Origin of the sequence: Paenibacillus pabuli NBRC 13638, from assembly GCF_001514495.1 — a bacterium.
Classification (GTDB): Bacteria; Bacillota; Bacilli; order Paenibacillales; family Paenibacillaceae; genus Paenibacillus; species Paenibacillus pabuli.
Genome location: NZ_BCNM01000014.1, coordinates 23,670 through 49,580 on the forward strand (window position 1 = coordinate 23,670; position 25,911 = coordinate 49,580).

Genomic DNA, 25,911 nt, shown 5'->3' on the forward strand with positions numbered 1-25,911 from the left:
CAGTAAAGGAGTATTACTATGAATCATACACTTGCAGCATCAACGCCACCGCTTGGCTGGAACAGTTGGGATTGCTATGGCGCGGCCGTAACCGAAGACGAAATCCGTGGCAACGCGGAATATATGGCAGAACATCTCAAAGAATTTGGCTGGAGCTATATTACTGTCGATATTCAATGGTATGAACCTCATGCAAATTCTTCGCAATACCGTCCATTTGTTCCGCTGGTCATGGATGAATATTCCCGTCTTATGCCTGCGGAGAACCGTTTTCCTTCTGCCGCTGGAGGACAAGGGTTTAAACCATTAGCGGATTATGTTCATAGTCTTGGGTTACAATTTGGCATTCATATCATGCGCGGCATTCCGCGACAAGCGGTACACGCCGCTACCCCGATCCTGGGCTCAGTCGCAACTGCTCGTGATATTGCCCATACGAACTCGATCTGTCCATGGAACACGGATATGTACGGTGTGGATTCATCTAAAGAAGGAGCACAGGCTTATTACGATTCCCTCTTTGAACTGTATGCTCAATGGGGCGTTGATCTGGTGAAGGTAGACGATATTGCCGCTTCCAGACTATACGGCACTCATCACCCGGAGATTGAAATGATCTCCAAAGCCATTGAGCGCTCCGGCAGGCCAATGATACTGAGTCTGTCCCCAGGGCCAGCGCCGGTAGAATCCTCGGAGTTTTTCGCTGAACATGCCAACATGTGGCGTGTCACCGACGACTTCTGGGACCTTTGGCCATTGTTACTGGATATGTTTGACCGCTGCCGGACATGGCAGGGTGTCCCCCGGAAAGGTTGTTGGCCGGATTGTGATATGCTGCCTTTGGGACACATCGGTATCCGTTCTGTGGATGGCGGAGGAGCGGATCGTTGGACCCGATTTACGCCTGATGAACAGTTGACTATGATGTCACTGTGGAGTATTTTCCGTTCCCCGCTCATCTTTGGTGGTGAACTGCGAGACAACGATGACTGGACGCTGTCGCTGTTAACCAACCGTGAAGTTCTGCGCATGCACCGAGAGAGTTTTGGAGCCAGAGAAGCTGTTCGTCGAGGAGATCTTATAGTATGGACAGCTCAACATGCTGAAGGGTCCACTTACGCTGCTGTATTCAACATTGGGGATAGCGATCTTCCACTGGATATGAACATAGAGGAAATTGGAATCTGCGGTATAACCGAAGGTACTGAACTGTGGAGCGGAGCGCCGGCCGAGTTCAAGGAGAAATGGTTACATGTGACTGTACCGCCGCATGGTGTGCGCCTCTATGAGTTTGTCTAAACGTACAATGCTTCAAGAGATCTGTTCTATCAGGACAGATCTCTTGCCTTATTTCCGCTAACCATCCGAATGAATCAGTACGTGTGAATCGTGGGACTGCTCTTGCTATGTAAGACAAAAAAGCCGCTAGAATAGCGACTTTCATTGCTCTGTGTTCATTTGTAGTGATGAAATATCCGGGTACTCCAGTGTTCTCTACTACATTTAATTGTTCAAGGACACTCTGGCTTTTTCTTTCACACATTCAACGGCGATGTCATAAACGCCCATGGTGCTTCACTTAATCGGTACGATACCTTGATCCGTTTTCACTGGGAGCATGCCGCGTGCTTCCCGTTTCCCAAGAAGCACGTTAATTCCGGCTGAAGTATTTGGCTCCTGCTTCCCATACACGGCAAGCCCCGAGCGCACGTTCTGAAGATGGAGCATCTCGTAAGGATTACCAAGCGATAACAGCGTGTATCGCTGGTTACGTCTGTTCATCTCATTGATCAGGGTTTGATAGTCGGACCATCCGAACTGACTGGCCACATTACGGAATTGATAGGAAGCCAGGATCACGTAATCTGCATGAGACATCGCCTGGAGCGTTTCATTCATCTTTCCTGGACGCATAACGGAAATCTCCGTTTTTACCGACTCGCTCTTTGCGGCTTGTACCAGTTGCTTCTCAAGCTGGTTCGCCTGTTCTTCTTCGGCTGCAACAATAACAACCCGGTCTCCTTGCTGAATTGGATCTGGTTTTGCACCTTCGCGGCTTACCAATAAGGTGACTGCTCGCTCTGCAATGTTCTGTTCAACCATGCGATGGGCCTCCGACCCGATCACATCCTTCAGCTTGGATAACTTGCTTGCAAGCGATTCGTTGCGTTCAAACAAACCATATTTTGATTTCATTTCCAAAATTCGCTTGACGGACGCGTGGATGGTTTCCTCCGGTATAGTCCCTTTTTTAACCGCGTTCACAAGGGTTTGATGGGCAGCTGCCGAATCTTGCGGCATGAGGATGATGTCCACACCAGCAGACACCGCGCGTTCCACCGCTCTATTTCCCCCAAAATGCTCCGCTATCGCGTTCATGGTGAAGGCATCCGAAATAATGATACCGTCGTATCCCATCTCTTCCCGGAGGAGCCCCGTCAATACCTTTTTGGATAACGTGGCAGGGATCGGCACACTCGTTCCGTCATGGAGTGAAGTAACCTGTTCGTTGTCTACAGCAGGGAAAGCAATATGCGCGGTCATGATCATATCTACCCCACTATTGATCGCAGCTTGAAAAGGTTTCAGTTCCACCGCATCAAGCCGCTCTCGGTTATGTTTTAGCACCGGCATTCCAAGATGGGAATCCACCGTCGTATCGCCATGCCCCGGGAAATGCTTGACTGCTGCGATCATCCCCGATTGCCGTAGGCCTTTGATCGTTGCAAGACCCAGACGCGTCACCACATCGGCATCCGAGCCAAACGACCGTATGCCGATAATCGGATTGTCTGGATTGCTGTTAATATCAAGCACTGGTGCAAAATTAATCTGCAGCCCAAGTGCCTTCAGCTCCACCCCTGTCAGCCGTCCAGCCGCTTCAGCCAGCGCTGCATCTCCAGTTGCCCCAAGCGCCATTTGACCTGGCAGATTCGTCCCGCCCGGGATTCGTTGAATAACGCCACCTTCTTGATCGATGCCAAGAAACAAAGGAATGTCGCCTGCTTCCAATTGCAGATCATGCGTTAGCGTTGTAACCTGTCTAGCGTCTACAATATTTTTATCAAAAAGAATAAATCCGCCCAAATCTTGGTTATGAATACTGTGCTTCAGTCCATCATTAATGGTCGTTGTCACTTTACCGTTCCATTGCCTGATGTCAGGCATGAGCATCTGACCGACTTGCTCGCTTATGGTCATATATGAAATGAGCTGATCCCAATCGTGTGCCTGAATGGCTGCTGCACGTTCGAAACGAATTACTCGCGCCATAAATACGGCAAATTCCGCTCGTGTGACAGGTTGAGCCGGACGATAGGTACCATCCGAATAACCGCCTACCAACCCGTTTGAGCTCATGATCCGAATAGGCGCTGCCGCCCAATGCTTGTCCGTATCAGTCAAACTTACGGGATGTCTTCCTTCCACGAGTGAATACGCGCGTGTGAGGAAGGCCGCAGTCTCTGCACGATTAATCGGTGCATCCGGCTGGAAGGTTCCGTTAGGAAACCCACTGGCAAGTCCATGCTTTGCCGCAATGGCGATTTCGCGATAAAACGGATGGGTTGTCGGAACATCCGAATATGTCGTTCCTTTCACTGAGCGCTGAAGCTCTTGCGGATAAAGCTCACGCACCATGAACGTTACGGCTTGTGCCCGGGTTACAAGCCCCTCGGGCTTAAATATCCCTTTGCCGTAGCCAGCCACAGTTCCCCGTTTGGCCATATATGAAATACCGTCTTCTGCCCACTTTGAATGCTGCAGATCAACAAATCGCTCTTCCGCAGCTGCATTTCCTGCCCCTAAGAGGATCGCACCAAGAATGGCACCAATCATTGTCATCCGTTTTAGATGCATCTGCTTCACTCCTGTTGATGTTCTGTGTTCGATCATTAGACGCTTCCAAGCCACATTTTGTTTCCCTATATGTAGTCAAGTGAACTGCAAGTAAAAAAAGAATGGGTTCGAAGTAAAATAAGTGCATGATCCTCTTTTTTCATCTCTGCCCCAGTGATTCGAAAGTAAAAAAACTTACTGCTGCTCGTCAATAACCTTTATATCACCTGTTCCCTTTCTCGTTTACAATATTTTAAGCAAGTCACCATTAACTATCGCGAAAAAGGGGGAGCAATATGAAAAAGAAAACGAAAACCTTGATGTTGTCTTTATGTATGTCGACCTTATTACTCGCAGCCTGTGCAAATGGAAGTAGTAACGAGCAAAGTTCGACCAATACAGATTCGGATGCCAACGAGGGTGGAACAACAACCATTCACACGGTAACGTCTGAATACTCTTCTGCGAAATATCCAAAGGGCGATGATATCACAAACAATGTGTGGATTAAGCGATACAAGGAGAAGTTTAATATCGATGTCAAAACAGATTGGGTCAGTGATGAGTACGATACCAAACTGAATTTGGCTATAGCATCCAGCGATCTTCCCGATGTGTTCAGGGTCAATCCTTCACAATTGAGGCAGTTGGTCGAAGCGGATATGGTGATGGACCTTACCGATGTCTTTGAGCAAAACGCTTCAGAGCGTCTCAAAGGCTACATGGAAGCAGATGCGGACAGTTACGAGTCTGGAAAGAAAGACGGTAAGCTGTATGGTATACCGCAGATGCACTGGGGATTAATTGACCAACCAGACTTCATCTGGATTCGGAACGATTGGAAAGAAGAACTGGATCTCCAGGATCCGAAATCTGTGGAGGACATCAAGAACATTGCATTGAAATTTATGGAAAAGCACGGCGGTTATGGTATTGCTGTAGATCAATCGTTGGATTACCTGAACCTGCTCGCCATTGCATGGAATGCACATCCGGATATGTGGATGGAGGATAACAGTGGAAAACTGGTGTACGGCTCTGTCCAGCCTGAGATGAAGAATGCGCTGGCTGAGTGGGCGGAATGGTACAAGCGAGGCATCATTGATCCGGAGTTTGCCATCAAGGACTTTAATGCGATGAACGCTGATATCGTAGCCGGCAAAGTAGGCATGCAGCCTTATTACCAGTGGTGGGGTTATAATCCGGGTGTCGATACGGTATCCAATCTGGGTAAGGACGCGATCTTTTATCCGTATATCATCCCTGACGTCGATGGAAAGGAAGCGAAACAATCCATCTTCTTCGCCAACAACAACTACATTGTCATGAAAAAGGGATTCAAGAACCCTCAAGAAGTAATCAAGATTTTGAATGACTACGCTTATATCGTGGATGAAGGCAATGGCAAGGAATCCGCTGAAACACTGTCTGCCTTGCTGGACAACGATATTGCTCATGTTGTCGGAGCGTTCCGTGTACTTAATCCGAACTCCGATTACGAGCAGTTTGAGGCTGTGTCCACAGCCCTTCAATCCAAGGATACCAGTGGACTCACCACTTCGGGAATGTGGCAAAAATATAACAATAGTGTTGAGTTCATGAAGAATGCAACACCAGGAGCAGTCGGTGATTATTTGCAACAAGGGGCTCCCAAAAATGCATATGGTCTCGCCAAAAAAGTGCTCGACAGTGAGAACTATATGAAGACGGCTCTATGGGGGGTTACACCAGAGATCCTGTCGAGCTACGGCACAACGTTGGATGATATCCTGACAGAAGGCTTCACCAAGATCATTATGGGTAGCGAAAGTATCGATTATTTCGATGTTGTCGTCCAGAATTGGCGAGCAGCCGGGGGCGATGACGCAACACAGGCAGTCAATGAAGCATACGGGAAATAATAATGCCATGCCATTGCCAGGAGGGGGACGAGAAGGCTCTCGCCCCTTTTTGAAGATCATAGAATTTATACGTTTTCAGCGGAGCTGAAGGATTCGATCATCGCAAGAAAAGCAACCGCTAAACCACGAATGGTTCATCATCGATCGTGCGTCGATCAGAATGGAGGAATATGAATGCTGAGAAAATGGAAGCAGCAGAGTCCCTATCATCTAATGTTGATCCCAAGCCTGGTCTTAGTCTTCATCTTCAGTTATATCCCTTTTTACGGTCTTATTATTGCATTCCAAAAATACAATCCGGGGCTCGGCTTCAACTCGCCATGGGTAGGTTGGGATAATTTTACGCATGTATTTAATCAGCCGAACTTCGTAAGAACCATCTGGAACACCCTGTACATGTCTGTCTTCAAGATCATCGGCGGCATTATCGTGCCCGTTATTTTCGCATTATTGCTTAATGAAGTGCTGATTAGCGGAGTCAAGCGCACATTTCAAACTCTGGTATATATTCCGAATTTTCTCTCTTGGGTCATTATGGCCGGTATCATGCTGGATATACTTAGCTCCGATGGCATCATCAACACATTTCTGGGCGTATTCGGGATTGCGCCGATCTCTTTTCTTGGCACACCATCCATATTCCCATGGACGATGATCGTAAGTGATATCTGGAAGGGGTTCGGCTTTGGTACGGTTGTTTACTTAGCAGCCCTAACCAGCATCGATCCGGGTCTCTACGAGGCCGCGGTGATCGATGGAGCCAAACGGTGGAAACAGACCATCTACATTACTTTGCCCCTGCTTATGCCGACGATTGTCTTAATGACGGTGTTGTCACTGGGTAACGTCCTGAACGCAGGTTTTGACCAAATTTATAACCTGTACTCCCCTGTCGTGTATCAGACCGGTGATATTATTGACACCTATGTATACCGTCTGGGAATTCAGCAGGCACAGTATTCGATTGGAACCGCTGTTGGATTATTCAAATCCATCATTTCCAGTGTGCTGGTCGCCGTATCGTATATTCTGGCCTACAGGGTAGCGGGCTATCGAATCTTCTAAAGGAGGGAATATCCATATGATCCATGATAAAAGTATAGGTAGGCGTGTGTTTCATATCATGAATTACACGATATTGCTCCTGATCTCCCTACTTTGCATCCTGCCGTTTATCAATCTCTTGGCCGTTTCATTCAGTAGCAGTGCGGCTGTATCTGCTGGCAGTGTTACGTTCTGGCCTATCGAATTCACGACAAAAGCCTATGAATTTGCATTAACTGGAGGGTCATTTTTTTCCTCTCTGTGGGTTGCCATCCAACGTACCGTTCTCGGAACGTTTGTCAATCTTGTTTTGATCGTGCTGACCGCCTATCCACTTTCCAAATCGAAACAAAAATTGATGGGGCGCAATATCTATATGGGGTTTTTCATTGTCACCATGTTATTTAGTGGAGGATTAATCCCAACCTATCTGGTGGTTGTCAAAATGGGACTGATTGATTCGATTTGGTCTCTGATCCTGCCCGGAGCTCTCCCCGTATTCAGTATGATTATTCTGATGAATTTCATTAGGGGGTTGCCTGAGGAAATTGAAGAATCAGCCATCATCGACGGTGCCGGGCCGGTACAGGTATTACTTCGAATTTTACTTCCGCTCCTCAAGCCCGCTCTCGCTACTGTCGGCTTATTTAGTATCGTCGCCCATTGGAATTCGTGGTTCGATGGCATTATCTATATGAACAATCCAGCGAATTACCCATTACAAAGCTACCTGCAAACTCTTTTGCAGAGCTTTGAGCAAATCATGCTGAAATCCGGCTCCGATTATACGCAACTGCTATCCATGATGAATGCCAGAACTGGACGGGCCGCTCAAATGTTCTTGGGTGCCATTCCAATTTTGCTTGTGTATCCGTTCCTCCAGAAGTACTTCACCAAGGGTTTGGTGCTCGGCAGCGTTAAAGGGTAAAGCCAAAGGCTTGCAGAACTGACTGCAAGCCTTTGTTGTGTATTCAGCCTCTGTTTACCTCAAGAATAATCTACTTATTTTCTAATATGGCAGGCAGCAGAATGGTAAAAATCGTACCTGCTCCAATTTGACTTGATACCTGTATGCCATAGGACTTGCCAAAATGAAGTTGAATACGTCTCTGCACATTATGCAGGCCGATTCCCGTAGTTCCGGAACTTGCTTCGCGTTTTTTCTCCATAACGTTCTGAATCGTATCATAATCCATACCGACTCCATTATCAGCGACTTCAATCATAATGTCACAGCCTTTTGGTTGAATGCGAATGGTAATGACCCCGTCATCTTCGAGTTCGGCCAGACCATGAAAAATGGCATTTTCCACGATGGGCTGCAGGATCATTTTGGGCATATGGTAATCCATCAGTTTTTCCTCAATTTCATATCTCATCTGAATACAATCATAGTACCTGACGTTCTGAATGGTCACGTAATTGGCTATATTTTCGATCTCCTCACGGATCGTTACGAGGGTTCCATCGGATCTGGTCGCATAGCGGAGCATGGAGATGAGTGCATCTGTCATTTCCACGATTTTGTCAGCTTGCTGCATGGATGCAATCCATTTCACCGACCCAAGGGTGTTATACAGGAAATGAGGTTTGATTTGGTCATGGAGCGCACGCATCTCGGCTTTGGCTTTCTCTATTTCTTCCTGCTGCATCCGCTCGACCATACGCTTCAATTCATGCGACATCTTGTTAAATCGAATGGATAAATGTCCAATCTCGTCTCGCGAGCGTATATGTTCGACTTGTTCAAACTGCCCCTTCTCGACCAAGGCGATGTTACGCAGCAGTTTCTTAATGGGGGTTGTAATGACATGGGATAGAAAGATGGATATGATGGCAGCAAAAAGAAACATGACCATGGCCAGCGTCACCAGATTGCGGCCCAATATTTTGCCATCAGCAGTCAGCTCATCCAAAGGCATATATAAGTATGTTGTCCACTTTTGCTGACTTAGGGGACTGGTCACCACGACATTCATAGTTTCGGATGGGCGAACGTTGTCCCGGAATAGTGTTCCAATCAACCGCTCATTCACGTTATATACAATCTTGTCATTCTCATCGATGATCATGAACCTGGAGCGCAGCCCTTCCTGTAAGTTACGATTAACGATTTCGATGAATTTGATATCAATGCTGACAACGATCACCCCAAGCAGTTTCCCGCTAGCGACATCATGAATTTTGCGAGCGTGCGAGACGGCCAGAATTTTATTCTCCAATTGCTCATCCATCCGGGTTGTCAACGTAATGGTTCGATCTTGATCATGCATGAATTTTTTAAACCACAACTCGTTGGCCACTTTGAAGTTAGGGTCAATGGGTTGGTGAGGACTGACGAACAGATCTTTTCCCCCGTTCAAATTGTAAAGGTAGATGGAAAATACGCGATCCTTCATCATGATATAGTTCATCAAAATGTTGTAGGCTGCAATCTCATGCTGCTCATCCCCATCTCGCAGGAAATCCTGGATGGGAAAGCTTCCTTCATGAGTTGCAGACAGATTGTTGCTTAGCCCGTTACTGGCCAGCAGCGAGATTTTCTCAATCTCTTTTAGAAACTCATCAATGCGAATATTGGTCTGTTTGGCCAGATCGCCTAGCAGCTTCGTGTAATTCTGTGCCAACAACCGCTCAGAGGAGTAATACGAATTGATTGTCATCACCAATACCGGAAGGATAATGACTGTTATACAAATGATCATGATTTTGTACTGGATTCGAAAGAGTTGGAAACGCCTCATAAGATGCACCTCTATTCACGGATTACATCGACCCCTGCTGCAGTTCCCGATATTCCTCGGGAGTATACCCTACAGATTTCTTAAAAATCTTACTGAAATACGTGTAATTGTGGTAACCTACTTTCTCTGCAATTTCATAGACCTTCCATTTCCTGCTGAACAGATAAGCCTTCGCATGTTCGATCCGAACTCGGGTCAAGTATGAGATAAAGTTCTCTCCCTTCTCCTGCTTGAACAATCGGCTGAGATACGATGGATTGACATTAATTTGGTTAGCTATACTTTGCAATGAAATATCCTCGGCATAATACTTGTCGATCAACTCAATGGCAAGATCTGTGTAGTTACGTTCCTGCATGATCTCGGAATCGGCTTTAAAGTAATACACAATATGAGCCAGCATATCCTGGTGAATATCCTCCCAATACTCTCCCTTCAGAACGATTTCATAAGGGGATCTCTCCGTAAAAGAAGGCTTGCCTCTCTCTGCAGCCCGCGATAAATGGGAGTGAATGATTTCCATTACCATAATATACTGCTTACGGATACTGCTCTCATCCGCTTGCAGCGTCTCCAGACTACATCGTATTCCTGCAAGGAAATCCTCTGCCTTTTTGTAGTCTTTACTTACCCACAATTTTAGAAAGTCTCGTTCTTGCTGGGAGCTCAGCATTCCATTCACTTCTTTGCGAACTGGAGCTCGAATCACGTCCTCGTAATACAGCAACTGGTTGCTGCCTGTGAAGAAACCCTGCCTTAAGGCGAATTCCGCTTCCTGGCACGCCTTTCTAATGCAATGGAAACCGAAAACGATTGTACTTACACCCGCTGTAAGCGATAAATTCATAAAGTCCTTTATGGAAGATAGAAGCTTAGTACATCGTTTGTTTATATCGGTGTGTACTGATCCATTCTCAGGACAGACGTTGATCATAATCCAATATTCAGACGAACTTTCAACAAAAATCTCCTTCTCCCATTTGGACGGAATAATCTCTTCCATAATATTAAGAATGGAGAATCGGAGTAGTTTCTCTCCCTTCTCCACATATTTCCTCTTAGCATCCTCGTAATAGTTCACGATGAATTTGATGACGACCATCTGATCCGATCTGATGCGTAAATGCAATTCTTCAGCTTTGGTAACAATCTCCTTTTCATTTATGAATCCGCTTACAACATCTTGAAAGAAGCTATCCTTCAGATGTCTCATACTCTTTGAATAATCGTATGCCATAGAAGGGATATTTGTCGGGTTAACCTGTTCGCTCTGCAATTTCTGTTCCATGGCGGCCAGGAGATCGATCAGGGAGGTTTCCGTAATCTCGCTTTTAATCAAGTAGTCTGCGGCACCCAATTTTAATGCCTCTTTCACATAATGAAATTCGTCAAAATTACTAAGAATGACATACTTACAGGATTTCAATACACTCGAAGCTTCTTGTATAAGCTGTAACCCATCCATGATCGGCATTTTGATATCCGTAATGATTAGATCGGGATCCACTTCAAGCGCAAGATCCAACGCCTCTTTTCCGTTTCCTGCTTCACCAACGACTTGGAAATTGTACTCTTCCCAACTCAGCATGGAACGAATTCCAACCCGCATGAGTAATTCATCATCTACGATCATCAGTTTGTACATGAGTTCCTCCAATGTTCTTTAGTTATATCCTTTTCGCCAATATACCTTTTAATGACATTCTTATCCACCAATGCTGGACAGAAACATGTAATTGCAGAAACGGAAATTCAGTTCATCAGCATCATTATATTAAACAAACTCAAAGAGACTTGTCCACTTGTTGGCAAGTCTCTTTGAGTTGAGTGTAATCCTTGGTCTTCACGATGTAATCTTTAGATTTTCTTTAGAAATATCCTCCTTATTTCCTTCGTTTTTTTCATTATGATTTCTACATCGACATAAGGAGGTGAAGAAATGGTCAGTAATACGATCTTGGAGCTACTTCATCAGCATGGTTATCTGATTTTTTATTTTGCCTTCTCCTTGGGGCCATTTGGAATACCCATTCCGAATGAAATTACGATAATCAGCGGTGCCATATTGAGCCACATGGGTGTTATCCATTCCTGGATCACATACTTCTGTATTTTATCAGGTCTATTGACGGCTATGACCGTTGCTTATTTTGCAGGGAAGTTGTTTGGGCCAAAGATACAACACAGACTTCAACATAATAAACATTTCATCAAGGCCGAACTGATTCTGAATACTCGTGGCAATTGGGCGATGTGTATAGCTTTGTTCATTCCAATCGTACGATATGCTCTCCCTTTGGTCATCGGGCTAAGCGGTGTACACTTCAGAAAATTTGCTCTAATTTCTTATTCCAGTGCTTTGTTTTGGACCATCACGTACTTTATAGCGGGCACCTACTTTGGCAACTCCATTCTATCTGCACTTCATTCATTTCAATTCTAAATTCGTTTGCTAACATACTGGAGGAAAATCAATTGAATTTCAATGAAACCATTATATTTCTAAAAGGCTTTCTTCACAGTCCCAAAAATGTAGGTAGTGTCATTCCCAGTTCTCGATTTCTGGCGAAGAAAATGACTGATCAGGTGCCATGGTTAGAGGTAAAAGCAGTAGCAGAGCTCGGATCAGGTACAGCGGCTATCACCCGCTTTATTCTTAACCAGGCATATGATACAACTAAAGTGTTATTGTTTGAGATGGATGAGACCATGCGAACTAATCTGCAGGCAGCATACCCAAACTTCTCCTGTTATCCGAATGCGACTCACTTAGTAGCTTCTATGAAGCAAGAGGGTATTCAGCAATTGGATTGTATTTTCAGCGGGTTGCCTTTTTTTAATTTTGAGCCTGAATTGAGAAATCACTTAATCAACCAAATCCATAAGGCACTCAAACCCGGAGGTTTATTCATTGCATTTCAATATTCACTTCAAATGAAAAAGAAACTTTCCAAACACTTTATTATTGAAAAAATAGAATTCGAGCCTTTGAATCTCCCACCTGCGTTTGTTTATGTCTGTCGCAAGAAGGAAACAATTTAAACAGTCTTTTATAACATCAATAAAGGAGCGTCATTAATGAATACCGTACTCGTTGTCGATGATGATCCCGAAATTAGGGATGTCATTCATGTCTATTTACGTAATGAAGGATATCATGTCATTGAAGCGGCCGATGGAGAAGAAGCACTGAATATTATCAAAACCACATCGGTTCATCTTGTGATTCTGGATGTGATGATGCCCAAATTGGACGGAATTAAAGCCTGTTTTAAAATAAGAGAAATATCGACCACTCCCATTATCATGCTATCCGCCAAGGAAGAAGACATTGATAAAATTACGGGTCTGACGACCGGGGCGGATGATTACATGATCAAGCCATTTAATCCGCTCGAATTACTCGCTCGTGTAAAAGCTCAGCTCCGGCGTCAAACACTAATGGGAAACGCAGATTTCAACTCACTTATCCTTATTAAAGACCTGATAATTGATAAGAGTAAACATTCTGTAAAGTTAAAGGAAGCTGAGATTCCGTTAACACCTCTGGAATTTTCTATTCTCGCTTTGCTAGCCAGCCATCCGGGACAGGTTTTTAGTTCTGAGAAGATTTATGAGGCTGTATGGAAGGAACCCTACGGGTATTCGGATAATACCGTAATGGTTCATATTCGCAATTTGCGAGAGAAACTTAAAGAGAATCCAAGAGATCCTCATTATATTAAAACCGTATGGGGAGTTGGATACAAAATTGACTAAACTTTTACCACAAACCAAACCCGACAAAAGGATACAGATCCATATTCTGAATCGAATGGTAGTCAGTTTAATCATCTCAATAGTTGGTTCCGTCATTATCAATAATGGTCTGGTTGTGAGTATTACAAAAATCAGTGAACGGATAGAACAGCCTTGGCTTCTCAACATTTTTCCTTATGTGCTGACACCCACCTTTATCGTGATCTTCACCTTTACTTTTTTGGTGTCCACGCGAAAAATTGTAAGAGACCTGATGACATTGGAGAAAGGACTTCAATACATATCTGAGGGTAATCTGGACTATCGGGTACCTGTTGATCGGCAAGATGAACTGGGACGAGTTGCGTCCAACATCAATCACATGACCGAACAGTTACAACAGCAGATTGTTAAAGAACGTGAATTGGAGAAATCCAAAATGGATATGATCACAGGCATTTCACATGATTTGCGAACACCTCTCACCAGCATTATCGGATACATTGAGCTTCTAAGAACAGACTCCTTTCAAGACAAAGCGGAATATACAAGGTTCGTGGAGAACACCTATAACAAAGCGACGCATTTAAAAAAGTTGCTGGATGATTTATTTGAGTATACCCGACTCACTTCAGTTGACACCCAATTGAATCTAAAAAAGATTGATCTATATCAACTTTTGGATCAATTGTTATTCGAATTTCAACCTCTGGCCCAGGAAAATGGTATTCACATGAAGAAAGATATCGGCGATGCCCCCATCATCGCCTACATCGACAGTGATAAAATTGCGCGAGCTATCGATAATCTTTTGATGAATGCCCTAAAATATTCGGTTAAGCCAGGAATGATCGATATTCGAATGAGGATACATCATGATCAAATTACTATTGAAGTCGAAAATAAAGGAACCCCACTGACGAATGAGCAGAAGGAAAGGTTGTTTGACCGATTTTATAAAGTTGACTATTCAAGAAACAGTGAAGGTATTCAATCAGGGTCTGGCTTAGGGCTATCCATTGCAAAGAATATTGCGGAATTACATCAAGGCACTTTAACTCTCCATCATATTCATGACATCTTTATATTTCAGCTGCGTTTTCCTGCGAATTTTGGATGAAAAAAACCGCCAGCGAAAGCTGGCGGAATTGGCAAGCTACATATTAAACTAAGAAAGCTTTGGAGATGATGACCAACAAAATAAAGAGAACCAGAATTGCACCGATGGATGTGAAACCGCCGTATCCTCCACCAAGTCCTCCTACATTTCCATTTCCATATCCTACTTCACTCATGCGTCTTCCCCCTCTTTTGTGGTATGCGTTAGATTATTCAGCTTTGTTGATTTTGACAAGGCTGTGAACAAAAAGGGGCAGTCATGGATGAAGCCCATAAGTACGGTTTGAGTATGGCCAAATCCGAGATCGATCCGCGATTCGAATACGTAAGCTTCACTTTTATAGCCGCTAGTTGTTTTTTAAATAGTTAAGCAGCAATTTACTTTAGGTGGATTTTGAAGATATCTCCGGCTTCACCACCAAAAACGATAAAACCACCTTCTGGAAGCTGCGTCGATTGTTGATTGGTCGCTACGGAAAAGTGAACTACTTCACCTTTATCGTTATATACGGCATACCCTCCACTCTCTGGAGAATCAACTGTTAACAATTTGTTCGCCGAGCGGGAGTCGATAGCATACCACCGGGCTTGCCCGTTTGACGGAATGGTGGTAACTCCTGTTTTTCCGCCAAAGATTGGAGTAATGGCATCCTCAGCGATGTACTCCTGCCCACTCTGAATCAAAACTTCAGCGCCATTCTTTGTATAGAGTTGCAAGTCAAATGCGTCTCTTCCATTCATAACTGGAATCTCAACAATATTCTCTGCATTGTCCGGATCAACCACTCGCGTGCCGTTCGCGTAACCATTCTCCGCATCTACGGACAGGTTCTTGATCAACATCGATGGAAGCAGATAGAAGATCGACGTTATTTTTTCATCCAGCGCGTAATATTTCGAGCCGTTGCGAGCCGCCCATTTCTCTTTCGTTGCTGTGTCCAGCTCGTTAGGTTTCAGTTTCTCATAATCATAGGTGTTCATCACCGTTTGGCCTAATCCCGGTAACGTTATAGTCGCCTGAATTTTAACATACACCTTCTCGTTACGTTCTTTCTCGAAACTGACCTTCACACTTCCATCGGGACTCGTAAATTGTCCTTCACCTGTGTACACATAGTTCTGCTCCGGGATAAGTCCTCCCTGCAACGCAGGCAGTTTGATGTCGCCATTTTTAATGTCAATATCCAGCGTTGTGCCTACCGTACCGTAGAGACCCGAATACGAATTCAACTCTGCCGGCATCCTTACTTTGACGGGTGTAGAGAATGTCTGATCGGGCTGTATCTCCTTAATAATCCCTTGATCCTCAAGAACCTCGAGCAGAACTTTACTGGCAAACATCTGGTTATAGATAGATGACCCGCCAGAAGAAAGAACGGCCATTGAAATATCATGTTCAGGTATAGTGATCAATGATGCATGATACAACATGGTGTCTCCACCTTTGGCAAGCGCTGTAATACCATAATCGCTAAACGGTGCAAGGTCAACGGCATCCCATCCCAGACCGTAATTGAAGACATTTCTTTCTTCGGATACCCATATTCCTTGACGGTATTCATGATTTTGCATGGACTCTGCCGAGGATTCGGACAGAATATCCGGCCTGTTCCCCATCAATACTTCTGCAAATTGGCTTAATTCTTCTGCAGTCGAGTAGATTCCACCTGTACCGATGATATTGGCATTTTCGACAGGCAGTTTCGTTTCAATCGTAGGCCAATATATTTCAGATAATCGTTTTCTATCAAAAGAATCTAGTGGTGTCTTGGTTGCTTCCAACTGTAACGGATCGCTGATGAACTTGGCGATATATTCGCTGTAGCTTAGCCCACTCACCCGTTCAACCAATATTTCAAGCAACTGGAAGCCGTCATTGCAATAAACGGAATAGGCTCCCGGCTTAGATTTAAGCTGTTCAGACTTAAGTTTGAGCAATAATTCATCATGATTGCGGGTATCATTATCGTCAAACAACATGCTGTTTCCATAATGTGTACCGTAGAGTCCAGAAGAATGATTCATCAGCATGCGCGGGGTGATCTGGGTATAGCGGGTATCCGCCATCTCAAAGTCTTTAATATACGTCGTAAGAGGCTGATCCAGATCTACTTTACCGGAATCGACCAGCATCATGGTGGCAGCCGTGACATACATTTTGCTTACGGAGCCTATTCCGAACATGCTCTCTTTATCCACTGACATCTGAGATGCCTTATCGTGGAGTCCAACACTATCCGACAAAATGAACTTCCCTTCATCCATGATGGCATATTGCAGACTTGTGACACCATAATTCTGTACCATCTCTGTGGCGATTCTGTTGGCCTGAGCCTCAATCGTTGAGCCCTTGTCCGCCTCTGCGAGGACGCTTGTCATTGGAGTGACCACAAGCACCGCAGTACATAGCATACTGATTAGTTTCTTCATTAATAATTTCCTCCCTTATGATGCTGTTCGTATGATTGCATTCATCATATCCGGGAAGAAACATTAAAAACGAAGACGAACCCTGAATGGAAAAAAACAATCCCCGAACGGTATGTTCAGAGATTGTTCATGTCAAACGGAAGCACGACCATGTTATTGAATGTTCGATGATGATTCTCAATACTCATATGCCCACCATACTTTTCGCACATTCTCGATATATTGGTTAGGCCGATCCCATGATACTCCGGATTGGGCTTCTCACTCTTGAAGTGAGTCACTTTTTGCTCCACATGATTCACAATCTGAATAACGAGTGCAGAAGCCGTGGAGTGAATCGCAACTAGGATATACCTGTCTTCGGCATGTTTGACTTTCTTGGAAGCCTCGATGGCATTATCGAGCATATTTCCGAGTACAACGCACATATCATAACGGTCAATATGGATATGTTGTGAATGGAGCCCAATACGGGTGTCGATTTTGATCCCGTTTGCCTGCCCCACAGCAATGGTATTCGTAACAAGGGCGTCGATAACGAGATTGCCAGAGTTTACCCGTTGGTATGCTCCTTCGATCTTGTTCAACGTAAGTCTAATATGATCACCTGCCGCATCAAGCTTGTTTTGCTTGATACATTCATCAATGTACAGGAACTGCTGATTAATATCATGGATGATGCTTTTCACGTTTTTGAAACTGTGCACCGTCTTCTCATAGTTGGCATCCTGGTAGTCCATCTGAAGCTGCAACTGGGCATTTTCATGCGCGAGCTGAACCTTTTCTACCATATTATCGAATACATAGACAATGAACACATTGAGAAAAAGGGAGCCTAGCACGGAAACGACATAATATATATTTTTCTCACTATATATCGAGGCTACATTGATCTGATATATCGTAATGGTGGGTACGATCAGAAACAAGAAATAATAGCGATAATGCACAGCGAAACTCCTGCGTTTGGCAATAAGGCGGACAATCTGAATGACTATGAACATGATACTGCAACCAAGCAGCATCACCTTGGAGAGCAACCAATGATTTTCCCCATTGAAATGATCCCATGTGCTGTAATCCGTGGAGTCCAGAGCACCTATAATATATACGGCAATGAAATTCACCGTTGTGATCAGGACCGCATACAGGACGGTGAAGATAAGTTTAATTTTAAACTCCACCTCATAGGATTGTGCCAGACTGAAGATGAATAGCAAAGCAACGACGGACGAAACGACAGGTGGAAATGAAGATGCCAAATAGAAATAACCCAGTACGACAAACAGGACGAAATAGATTGCTCTATGCCGCTTGTGCCTGGACTTACCAAGCACAGAATCGAAATAGAAATTGACCTGGAATGCCATAAGCAAGGTAACAGCGAGGACGGATAAGATCATATACGCATCCATATCAATGCACCCTCATGATCATGTATTTGGTATAGGCATCCTTGACTTCCTTGACTTTGGAACGGCCTATAGGTAATTCGGTACCATTTAGCATGACGACCTGGGCCCCGGCGAACTTCTGGACATGCATCAGGTTGATGATAATGGAGCGATGGATTTGCAAGAAACCATGATCTTTCAAGGCGGCAGCATAACCGGATAGGATGCCTTTGCTTTCATATGAGTTTTCCTGAGTCACAAATTTTAATTTGTTCTTGACCGTCAAACTCTTGATGACCTCAATCCAGAGAATATCATCGTATTTCAGCAGCAATTCTTCATAGTCTGACTTAATCAGTACATACTTTTTGTCCAACGCTTTAAAATATTGGCACAGCTTAATCATTTTCTCCTCGAAGATATGCGGCAGGATTGGTTTGATCATATATTGAAAAGTAACCACATCAAAGCTCTCCACCATATACTCGGGGTAGCTTGTCAGAAACATGATTTGCACATCCAGATACTTCATATTCCTGATTTCTTTAGCTGTCTGGATTCCGTTCATTCCGCTCATCTCCACATCCATGATAAGGATATGAAAAGTGTCCCCAACGTTTTTATAATGTGAGACGAGCTGCTCTCCGGATGCAAATAATGTAATTTGAAAATCAATATTCGTTTTTAGAGATAAGGAGATAAGCATCGTTTTTACAAGCTCTCTTTGGTTCTCCTCGTCATCACAGATTGCAACATTGAACATGTTTGAACATCCGCCTTTCATCGACATCGACGCTGAATTTCACTCTCAAATATACAATTTTATCACAGGTTTAAGGGCAAAATTGAGATGAAACGCATGATTCAAACCCTAAAATGCACAAAAACCGCTAACCTTTTCAGATTAACGGTTTAATAGTTATGGATGGATACCGATGGCAATTCCTACATCGCTTATTCCATATCCATGATGCGTCATATGAACAGGGGGCATCGTCATAATGGCAACCATGACAATCTGAGTAAGAATCATGACCGTTGCGGCAATGATGATGCCACGCATATGGACACTCGTTATCATATTCTTCGCTTGTTCGACAAAGCCTACGCCTACCAACCGCGGTTGGACATGCGCTCTTCTGGAGCCAATTTAGAAATTTCAATGCCTTTCATAGGGGCGCCCAAGTTTTTGGATACTTCGGCAATCAGTTTGTAATCCGTGTAATGTGTTGTAGCTTCAACGATGGCACGAGCAAATTTCTCAGGGTTATCGGATTTGAAAATACCTGATCCTACAAACACACCGTCTGCTCCCAGATGCATCATTAGTGCTGCGTCAGCCGGAGTAGCTACACCGCCTGCTGCAAAGTTAACGACAGGAAGTTTTCCGTTTTCATGAACTTCGCGCAATAGTTCATAAGCTACACCCAGATTTTTTGCTTCAGCGTATAACTCGTCCTTGGACATGTTTTTCACTTTGCGGATCTGGCTGTTAATCAGACGCATATGACGAACTGCCTCAACAATGTTGCCCGTTCCAGGCTCACCTTTTGTACGAATCATCGATGCACCTTCACCAATACGGCGAAGAGCCTCTCCCAAATCTTTGGCGCCACATACAAATGGTACAGTGAATTCATGTTTATCGATATGGAATACTTCGTCCGCAGGCGTAAGAACTTCACTTTCATCAAGATAGTCCACACCTAGGGATTCTAGTACTTTGGCTTCTATGTAATGACCGATACGCGCCTTGGCCATAACCGGAATAGACACAACCTTCATAACCTCTTCCACGATGGTTGGATCTGCCATGCGGGCTACACCGCCGGCTGCGCGAATATCGGAGGGTACCCGTTCAAGAGCCATAACAGCTGTTGCCCCAGCCGCTTCAGCGATTTTAGCTTGCTCTGCATTCATGACGTCCATGATGACGCCACCTTTTTGCATCTCAGCCATTCCTCTTTTTACACGATCTGTACCTGTTTGCATGATTGTATTCCTCCTAATTTAACTTGTGGATGGTTTTCAAAAAAAGGCATCGTTCCAAACTATGATTTAGTATAAAATGATATTGGACAACTAAAAAGATCCAATATTTTCGGTTTTTATTGTACCACTTTCAAAATAACTTCTAACTTCTGGAGGGCATATGCAATTTCATGTAGCTTACAGTTCATATTTGAACCGAAAATATACCAAGATGAAGGCTCTCTACCATGCGATTCGTGATGCGATTCATGAAGGTAATCTGGTGTATGGCGAGAAGTTACCATCGACAAGAGAGTTAGCTGCGATGTATCACATTTCCCGAGGAACAGTAAATCAGGTATATGATACGTTAACCGCTCAAGGTTACATTCATTCAGAGCATGGAAGAGGAACCTTTGTTGCTTATCAGTTGGATTTAAGCAATGATTCCTCCACAGAGAAAGCTTGTACCCATCACTTATCAGCCTGGGGGAATCGTATTCAACAGTTTGAACAGCACACGACTCAAAGACATGCACAAACAAATGATTCCAGAATAGAGAGTGACGCAGTTATCGACTTTAGCAAATACCAGCCTGATTTATCCAAATTTCCTTACGATGAATGGAACAATCGACTGTATGCAGAGATCCGGCATCGGGAGCATCACATGAAAACAACCTCTGCTTATGTTAGTTCAACAGGGGAGCCAAAATTGAGAGAAGCTATTGCTGCTTACCTTCGGCGGATGCGGGGGATTCAAGTCGATGCGGATCATATTGCAGTTACTGCAGGCTCTATGCAAGCTATAGCTCTACTCACTCAATTACTTGCAGATCCCGGGGATCATGTCGTGACGGAAAGTCCTTGTTATGTCGGGATTTCTCAAGCTATTTTGGCTGCGGGTGCAAAGTTGATTGAAGCCAATCTCGATGGTCAGGGAGTTGTACCCCAAAACTGGGAAGCACGTATGTTGTTTGTCACGCCGTCACGACAATTTCCTACCGGCGAAATGCTTAGCCTTGAACGCAGACAAACATTGCTGGACTGGGCACATCGTCATGATGCTATGATTGTGGAGGACGATTACGACAGTGAATTCCGATATCGCGGAATGCATGTTGAACCGCTAAAAACATTGGATAAAGCGGGACGCGTAATCTATCTGGGCAGCTTCACCAAAACTTTGCCTTTAGAAGTACGGCTTGGTTATGTCGTTCTTCCCCCTACTTTGGCAGATACCTTCAGAAAGGCACAGGCATTATACGAGCCAAGACCCGTTAATCTGATCGAGCAGCGGGCATTAGCTGCATTTATGACAAGCGGCCAATATGAGCGTCATCTGCGTAGAATGAATCGTCTATACAGTCGTAAATTTCATTTGTTACTCAAACTTTTGAACCAGCAGCTCTCTGCATGGTTTGATTGGGTGGAGAATGAAGCGGGTCTGCACGTGTTTGGCTGGTGGCGAGGTGATGCGTCCACGTATGAAATCTTTCGGGCATCGGCTAGGTCAGAAGGCGTAGTATATTCCGAAGTCAGCAGTTCAACGTCTGACGGTATGAAGTATGGTATCTATTTATCATTTGCACATTTGTCAGATGTTCAATTGCAGGAAGGCGTAGCCAAATTAAAAAATGCCGTTACAGCTCCATTGTGAGGTAATTCGTCTCTCCCTTCTCTCTCGTCTTCCAAAACGGAACACCAAAAATCCCCTCTTTTGTGCAGGAAGAGTTCACAATTATGGAATCTCTATCGACCTGTCCATCCTGAGGGGATTTTTTGGCTAATGCGAAGGCTCTGGTTGATGCTTCGCAATGTTCATTCAATTATTTGTTGAAAGTTACTTTCTCCGAACCAGCTTCAAGAATGATCGACGTATCCCGCGGCTTGGTTTCCGCGATCTTGCGACCACCTCTATACGAGTAGAGTACACCGGCCTGTTTGCGAACAGCCTCGTATTCGTTCTCTGCTTCAAGAACGATGAAGTTGGCAGGCTTCCCTTCTTCAATACCGTATACATCCTCAATATGCAACGTTCTTGCGCTGTTTTTTGTAATGAGATCGATCGAATTTACGATTTGATCATAACCCAGCAACTGTGAAGCATGAATACCCATGTGCAGTACTTGGAGCATGTTGCCCGTTCCTAGCGGATACCATGGATCGAAAATGTCATCATGACCGAAGCACACGTTAAGACCAGCTTCCTGCAGCTCTTTGACGCGAGTCAGACCTCTTCTTTTTGGATACGTGTCGAAGCGTCCTTGCAGGTGAATGTTGACCAACGGATTGGAGACGAAATTGAGGTCAGCCATCTTCAGCAATCTGAACAATTTGTACGTATATGCGTCATTGTAAGACCCCATCGCCGTCGTGTGACTTGCTGTTGTGCGAGAGCCCAGTCCACGTTCGTAGGCTTCCTTGGCAACGACTTCCACGAAGCGGGATTGCTCGTCATCGATCTCGTCGCAATGGATGTCGATCAGACGGTCATATTTTTCGGCAAGGTCAAAGGCAACCTTCATCGAATCGACGCCGTATTCTCTTGTGAATTCAAAGTGCGGAATACCGCCGACTACATCAACGCCCATTTTGAGTGACTCTTCCAGCAGTTCTGCACCGTTCGGATAGGAATGAATGCCTTCTTGCGGGAAAGCCACAAGCTGAATATCGATGTATGGTGCCATTTCTTCTTTTACTTCAAGCATCGCTTTGACTGCCGTCAAACTTGGATCTGTAACATCCACATGTGTCCGTACATGCTGGATGCCCTGTGCCATTTGCCATTTCAGTGCTGTTTTGGAACGGGTTTTAACATCTTCATGTGTCAGGAACGCTTTGCGTTCCGACCAACGTTGGATACCTTCAAACAGCGTTCCGCTCAAATTCCATTCCGGCTCGCCAGCCGTTAACGTTGTATCCAGATGGATATGAGGCTCAATGAACGGCGGCAGTACAAGTGAACCGTTCACGTCAAGTACTTCCTCATTTGCAGTTACTGGCAGCTCCTGCGTAATTTGTTCGAACTTTCCGTCGTTCACGACGATATTCCATAGCCCTTCTTTACCCCGCAATTTTGCGTTCTGTATAATCATTTATTTTCCCCTTTTCTTTGTTGGATTCTTTGGTTGGAACGATTAGCATCAACACAATGTAGGCCACCGCCGTACCGATCAGTGCATTTAATGGCGTTACCCCTGGAGCCAGCTGGGCGAACGCAACGCCGACGGCCCAAGCCACCAACGCTACCCAGTTTACCGTCTTGAAATTCATGTCGGCAAACGGTTTATAGTTTCTGCGCTTCACGAAGAAGTAGTCCGCGATGATGATCGCTCCAATAGACGGTACCGCCGCGCCCAGCACGTTCAGGAAACTGACGAAATTGTTGTACATCCACATGGCGAATACGGTACCCACGATGCCATTTACGATGACGAAGAATTTTTTGGAGATTTTGGTAATGTTAGCAAAACCAAGACCCGATGCGTACAGTGCATTATCATTTGTCGTCCAGATATTCAGGCCCAGAACGATGATTGCCGGGATGATCAATCCTTGCAGGAACATGACCTCCGAGATATCGGCCAGGTTATAGGCCATCGCACCAACTGCACCGAAGAGAAACATGAGTGAGTTACCCAGGAAGAATGCAATCACTGTTGCGGTAACTGCCTGTTTCGATGTCCGGGAAAACCGCGCAAAATCGGGTGTCAGCGTTCCGCCGCTTATGAATGATCCAATACAGATCGTTAATGCTGCCGCTGCGGTAAGTGTCTGTGTCGGCATGTAATCAAGCAACCCTTGCAGACCACCTAGTGAACCTGCACCTTCGAACATGGAGTAACCACCGAGAATGGCAATCGCAGGAACCGCGATATAACCGAGAATGACGAGTGACTTCATGCCGAAGATAGCTGATGCTGTCATGGCAAGTCCAAACACGATGATCAACAGGTATACGTTCCAGTCCATGGCTTTGGCGACCGGAATCGCGAACATGGCCACACCTACACCGAACCATCCGACCTGTGTGAAGCCGAGCAGGAACGAAGGCAGGTACGAACCTTTATCACCGAACGCATATTTTGCGAGCAAATGCGTGGACAATCCTGTTTTGGCGGCGATATGTGCTAGTGCTCCCGTATAGATGCCGAGCACCAGATTGCCCGCAAGTACGATGCCAATGAACTCCATGAACGTCAAGCTGACGCCCAATGTCCCTCCTGCCAGCATGCTTGCAGAGAAGAAAGTGAAACCCAGCATGACGGATAACGTCTTCCAAAAGTGGTTTCTTTGCGCTTTCGGCACGGCTTGCCATGAAAACTCTTGATCTTGTTTGCTCATCAGAATACCTCCAGCTTAAAGTGTATCTGATACCAAAAAAAAGCAGAAAAAAGAGGCTACTCGTCAAGTTATACACTGACAAGTAGCCTCTTTTTGCATCATAACCCGCGCGAAGACACAGAGCATCCTATTACGGAATATGCCCTGATTCTCGCGTGATTATGAAATCCGCTGCCCTTGCCAGCCTCTCTGGACTGAATTAAAGGTACCAGTATTCAATTACATTCTATTATTTTGGAAAAACCTGCAGTTGTCAATGTCATTATTATCCAACGGTTATTAATCTCTTATACAGCAAGCTATTTTGATCACTCACGGACATTCCGATGACAGCACACCTGCCGATTGAAAAAAATATAACGAAGCTTATTAATGCCTCTATTGACATTTGTACAAATAAATTCACTGCGTTTTATTCATTGTAAGCCAATTAGGAAACACCTATTCATATGGGGAGCAAACTTCCTTCTTCTATCCGTCCTTGCAGCATGCAGCCGTTCGGAAACCCCTTCTCCACCTTTTTACGATATGTGTTCAACAGCTTCTGGTAGTACTCTTTCGTATTCCTTATATAAGACATAACGATTTACACCTCTGGAGAAGTTAAGTGCTTCATGTGCATGCTGGATGGCGGTATCGCGGTTTTCTGCTTTGAGTTCAATTCCCGCGAGCAGTGTTGATCTCATCCACTGTTTTTTAATGGATTGAAGTCTTTCCCGCGCCTCATCACTTTGCCCGTCCTCCAAGAGTAGAATGGTTTCATAATATGTACGGTAGTCCGATAAGCGCATGTTCTGCACAGCTTCGTGAACGGCCACCATGTCCTTGCGATAAAATCCATAAGCCGCACTATATGTTGCCTGCGTCACTTTCTGCGTATACTTACCTCTGATCTGTTCCATAGTGAGCTCAGCCTCGTCATCGAGTCTGTTCGCAAATACGTAATAAATGTAAACCCCAGGTGTTTTTTGCTGTTTGCGTAAGAAACTCTCCACACGGTCTATACGTGTTTCCAACGACAAAGGATAATAAAAGCGCAGCATAAACATGATAAGAGAGGCTACAAGCACAACCCCTAATGTCAAAATTAGAGAATAGTCATTCCAGGTCATAAACAATACAAATACAAACACCGCTAAATAAAACATAAATTCCCACCAAGAGTGCCTCATGTATCTCCTTTCGAATAGAAAAATAATAAGCAAGTCTATATTATATCAAAATCAATTCCCCTTTTTGTATAATGTTAGGAAATAAAATTATGAACAATACGCTATCCCGTCTTAAAATCAAGCCCAGTAAAACATCCATAAAAATAGGCCAACCAGAAAATTTCTGGCTGACCTAATAATACGAAAAAGTCGCTATACTAGCGACTTTCAGTTG

At 44.6% G+C, this 25,911-nt stretch carries 20 protein-coding genes and 1 pseudogene; 9 read left to right on the top strand and 12 right to left on the bottom strand.

What is annotated here, in order from left to right:
- Positions 1–18: 18 nt before the first annotated feature.
- Positions 19–1,299: a glycoside hydrolase family 27 protein gene (locus tag PPA03S_RS18975; protein ID WP_062325171.1), complete on the top strand. Its 1,281-nt coding sequence runs from the start codon at positions 19–21 to the stop codon at positions 1,297–1,299.
- Positions 1,300–1,575: 276 nt separating this feature from the next.
- Here the strand turns inward: PPA03S_RS18975 and PPA03S_RS18980 are convergent, their stop codons facing one another.
- Positions 1,576–3,894 carry a glycoside hydrolase family 3 N-terminal domain-containing protein gene (locus tag PPA03S_RS18980; RefSeq protein ID WP_082704225.1) on the bottom strand — a complete coding sequence of 773 codons (2,319 nt, stop codon included), beginning with the start codon at positions 3,892–3,894 and terminating at the stop codon, positions 1,576–1,578.
- Between the two features lie 239 nt (positions 3,895–4,133).
- Here PPA03S_RS18980 and PPA03S_RS18985 point away from each other — a divergent pair, with 239 nt between their 5' ends.
- The 3 genes from PPA03S_RS18985 (at position 4,134) to PPA03S_RS18995 (ending at position 7,710) form a co-directional block, all read left to right on the top strand.
- The gene (locus tag PPA03S_RS18985; protein WP_062325176.1) at positions 4,134–5,738 is read left to right on the top strand and encodes a type 2 periplasmic-binding domain-containing protein; all 1,605 of its coding nucleotides are present in this window, start codon (positions 4,134–4,136) and stop codon (positions 5,736–5,738) included.
- Between the two features lie 174 nt (positions 5,739–5,912).
- Positions 5,913–6,803, top strand: a complete 891-nt coding sequence (locus tag PPA03S_RS18990; protein WP_062325177.1) for an ABC transporter permease — start codon at positions 5,913–5,915, stop codon at positions 6,801–6,803.
- Positions 6,804–6,819: 16 nt separating this feature from the next.
- Positions 6,820–7,710 (top strand): carbohydrate ABC transporter permease, encoded by an 891-nt coding sequence (locus PPA03S_RS18995; RefSeq protein ID WP_062325179.1) that lies wholly within the window; start codon positions 6,820–6,822, stop codon positions 7,708–7,710.
- 70 nt (positions 7,711–7,780) lie between these two features.
- On the opposite strand, the gene PPA03S_RS19000 is transcribed toward PPA03S_RS18995, so the two are convergent.
- Both PPA03S_RS19000 and PPA03S_RS19005 read right to left on the bottom strand, forming a co-directional pair.
- Entirely contained in the window at positions 7,781–9,487 is a 1,707-nt protein-coding gene (locus PPA03S_RS19000) for a cache domain-containing sensor histidine kinase (protein ID WP_245683667.1), read from the bottom strand.
- Between the two features lie 61 nt (positions 9,488–9,548).
- Positions 9,549–11,171 (bottom strand): response regulator transcription factor, encoded by a 1,623-nt coding sequence (locus PPA03S_RS19005; protein ID WP_062325182.1) that lies wholly within the window; start codon positions 11,169–11,171, stop codon positions 9,549–9,551.
- Between the two features lie 294 nt (positions 11,172–11,465).
- On the opposite strand from PPA03S_RS19005, the gene PPA03S_RS19010 reads away from it, so the two are divergent.
- Genes PPA03S_RS19010 through PPA03S_RS19025 form a run of 4 tightly spaced genes read left to right on the top strand, consistent with a single transcriptional unit; the run spans position 11,466 to position 14,384 of the window.
- Positions 11,466–11,969: a DedA family protein gene (locus PPA03S_RS19010; protein ID WP_062325184.1), complete on the top strand. Its 504-nt coding sequence runs from the start codon at positions 11,466–11,468 to the stop codon at positions 11,967–11,969.
- 32 nt (positions 11,970–12,001) lie between these two features.
- Positions 12,002–12,568 (top strand): class I SAM-dependent methyltransferase, encoded by a 567-nt coding sequence (locus PPA03S_RS19015; protein ID WP_157284260.1) that lies wholly within the window; start codon positions 12,002–12,004, stop codon positions 12,566–12,568.
- A 36-nt stretch (positions 12,569–12,604) separates the two neighbouring features.
- Positions 12,605–13,285, top strand: coding sequence for a response regulator (locus PPA03S_RS19020; protein ID WP_062325186.1), 681 nt, complete (start codon positions 12,605–12,607; stop codon positions 13,283–13,285).
- Positions 13,278–14,384: a sensor histidine kinase gene (locus tag PPA03S_RS19025; protein ID WP_062325188.1), complete on the top strand. Its 1,107-nt coding sequence runs from the start codon at positions 13,278–13,280 to the stop codon at positions 14,382–14,384. The genes PPA03S_RS19020 and PPA03S_RS19025 overlap by 8 nt, the downstream gene beginning before the upstream one ends.
- A 43-nt stretch (positions 14,385–14,427) precedes the next feature.
- Here the strand turns inward: PPA03S_RS19025 and PPA03S_RS32970 are convergent, their stop codons facing one another.
- The 6 genes and pseudogenes from PPA03S_RS32970 to pdxS form a co-directional block, all read right to left on the bottom strand.
- Positions 14,428–14,559 (bottom strand): sporulation protein YjcZ, encoded by a 132-nt coding sequence (locus PPA03S_RS32970; protein ID WP_157284262.1) that lies wholly within the window; start codon positions 14,557–14,559, stop codon positions 14,428–14,430.
- A gap of 202 nt (positions 14,560–14,761) precedes the next feature.
- Entirely contained in the window at positions 14,762–16,813 is a 2,052-nt protein-coding gene (locus PPA03S_RS19030) for a serine hydrolase domain-containing protein (RefSeq protein WP_062325190.1), read from the bottom strand.
- A gap of 116 nt (positions 16,814–16,929) precedes the next feature.
- Positions 16,930–18,228 (bottom strand): ATP-binding protein, encoded by a 1,299-nt coding sequence (locus tag PPA03S_RS19035; RefSeq protein WP_062325192.1) that lies wholly within the window; start codon positions 18,226–18,228, stop codon positions 16,930–16,932.
- 1 nt (position 18,229) lies between these two features.
- Positions 18,230–18,970 carry a LytR/AlgR family response regulator transcription factor gene (locus PPA03S_RS19040; RefSeq protein WP_062325193.1) on the bottom strand — a complete coding sequence of 247 codons (741 nt, stop codon included), beginning with the start codon at positions 18,968–18,970 and terminating at the stop codon, positions 18,230–18,232.
- Positions 18,971–19,132: 162 nt separating this feature from the next.
- Positions 19,133–19,267: pseudogene (locus tag PPA03S_RS19045) on the bottom strand (MFS transporter); the annotation flags it as partial.
- 50 nt (positions 19,268–19,317) lie between these two features.
- On the bottom strand, positions 19,318–20,199 hold the full coding sequence (gene pdxS, locus PPA03S_RS19050) for a pyridoxal 5'-phosphate synthase lyase subunit PdxS (protein WP_062325198.1): 882 nt from the start codon (positions 20,197–20,199) through the stop codon (positions 19,318–19,320).
- 160 nt (positions 20,200–20,359) lie between these two features.
- Between pdxS and pdxR the strand changes: the two genes are divergently transcribed.
- Entirely contained in the window at positions 20,360–21,838 is a 1,479-nt protein-coding gene (gene pdxR / locus PPA03S_RS19055) for a MocR-like pyridoxine biosynthesis transcription factor PdxR (RefSeq protein ID WP_062325199.1), read from the top strand.
- Positions 21,839–22,007: 169 nt separating this feature from the next.
- Here pdxR and PPA03S_RS19060 read toward each other — a convergent pair whose 3' ends face one another.
- The 3 genes from PPA03S_RS19060 to PPA03S_RS19070 all read right to left on the bottom strand — a co-directional run bounded on the left by PPA03S_RS19060 (position 22,008) and on the right by PPA03S_RS19070 (position 25,673).
- Positions 22,008–23,276, bottom strand: a complete 1,269-nt coding sequence (locus PPA03S_RS19060) for a cytosine deaminase (protein WP_062325201.1) — start codon at positions 23,274–23,276, stop codon at positions 22,008–22,010.
- The gene (codB, locus tag PPA03S_RS19065) at positions 23,245–24,525 is read right to left on the bottom strand and encodes a cytosine permease (RefSeq protein WP_062325203.1); all 1,281 of its coding nucleotides are present in this window, start codon (positions 24,523–24,525) and stop codon (positions 23,245–23,247) included. Before codB ends, PPA03S_RS19060 begins: the two co-directional genes overlap by 32 nt.
- Positions 24,526–25,046: 521 nt before the next feature.
- Complete coding sequence (locus PPA03S_RS19070) at positions 25,047–25,673, bottom strand: hypothetical protein (RefSeq protein ID WP_062325205.1); 627 nt, start codon at positions 25,671–25,673, stop codon at positions 25,047–25,049.
- Between the last annotated feature and the right edge of the window lie 238 nt (positions 25,674–25,911).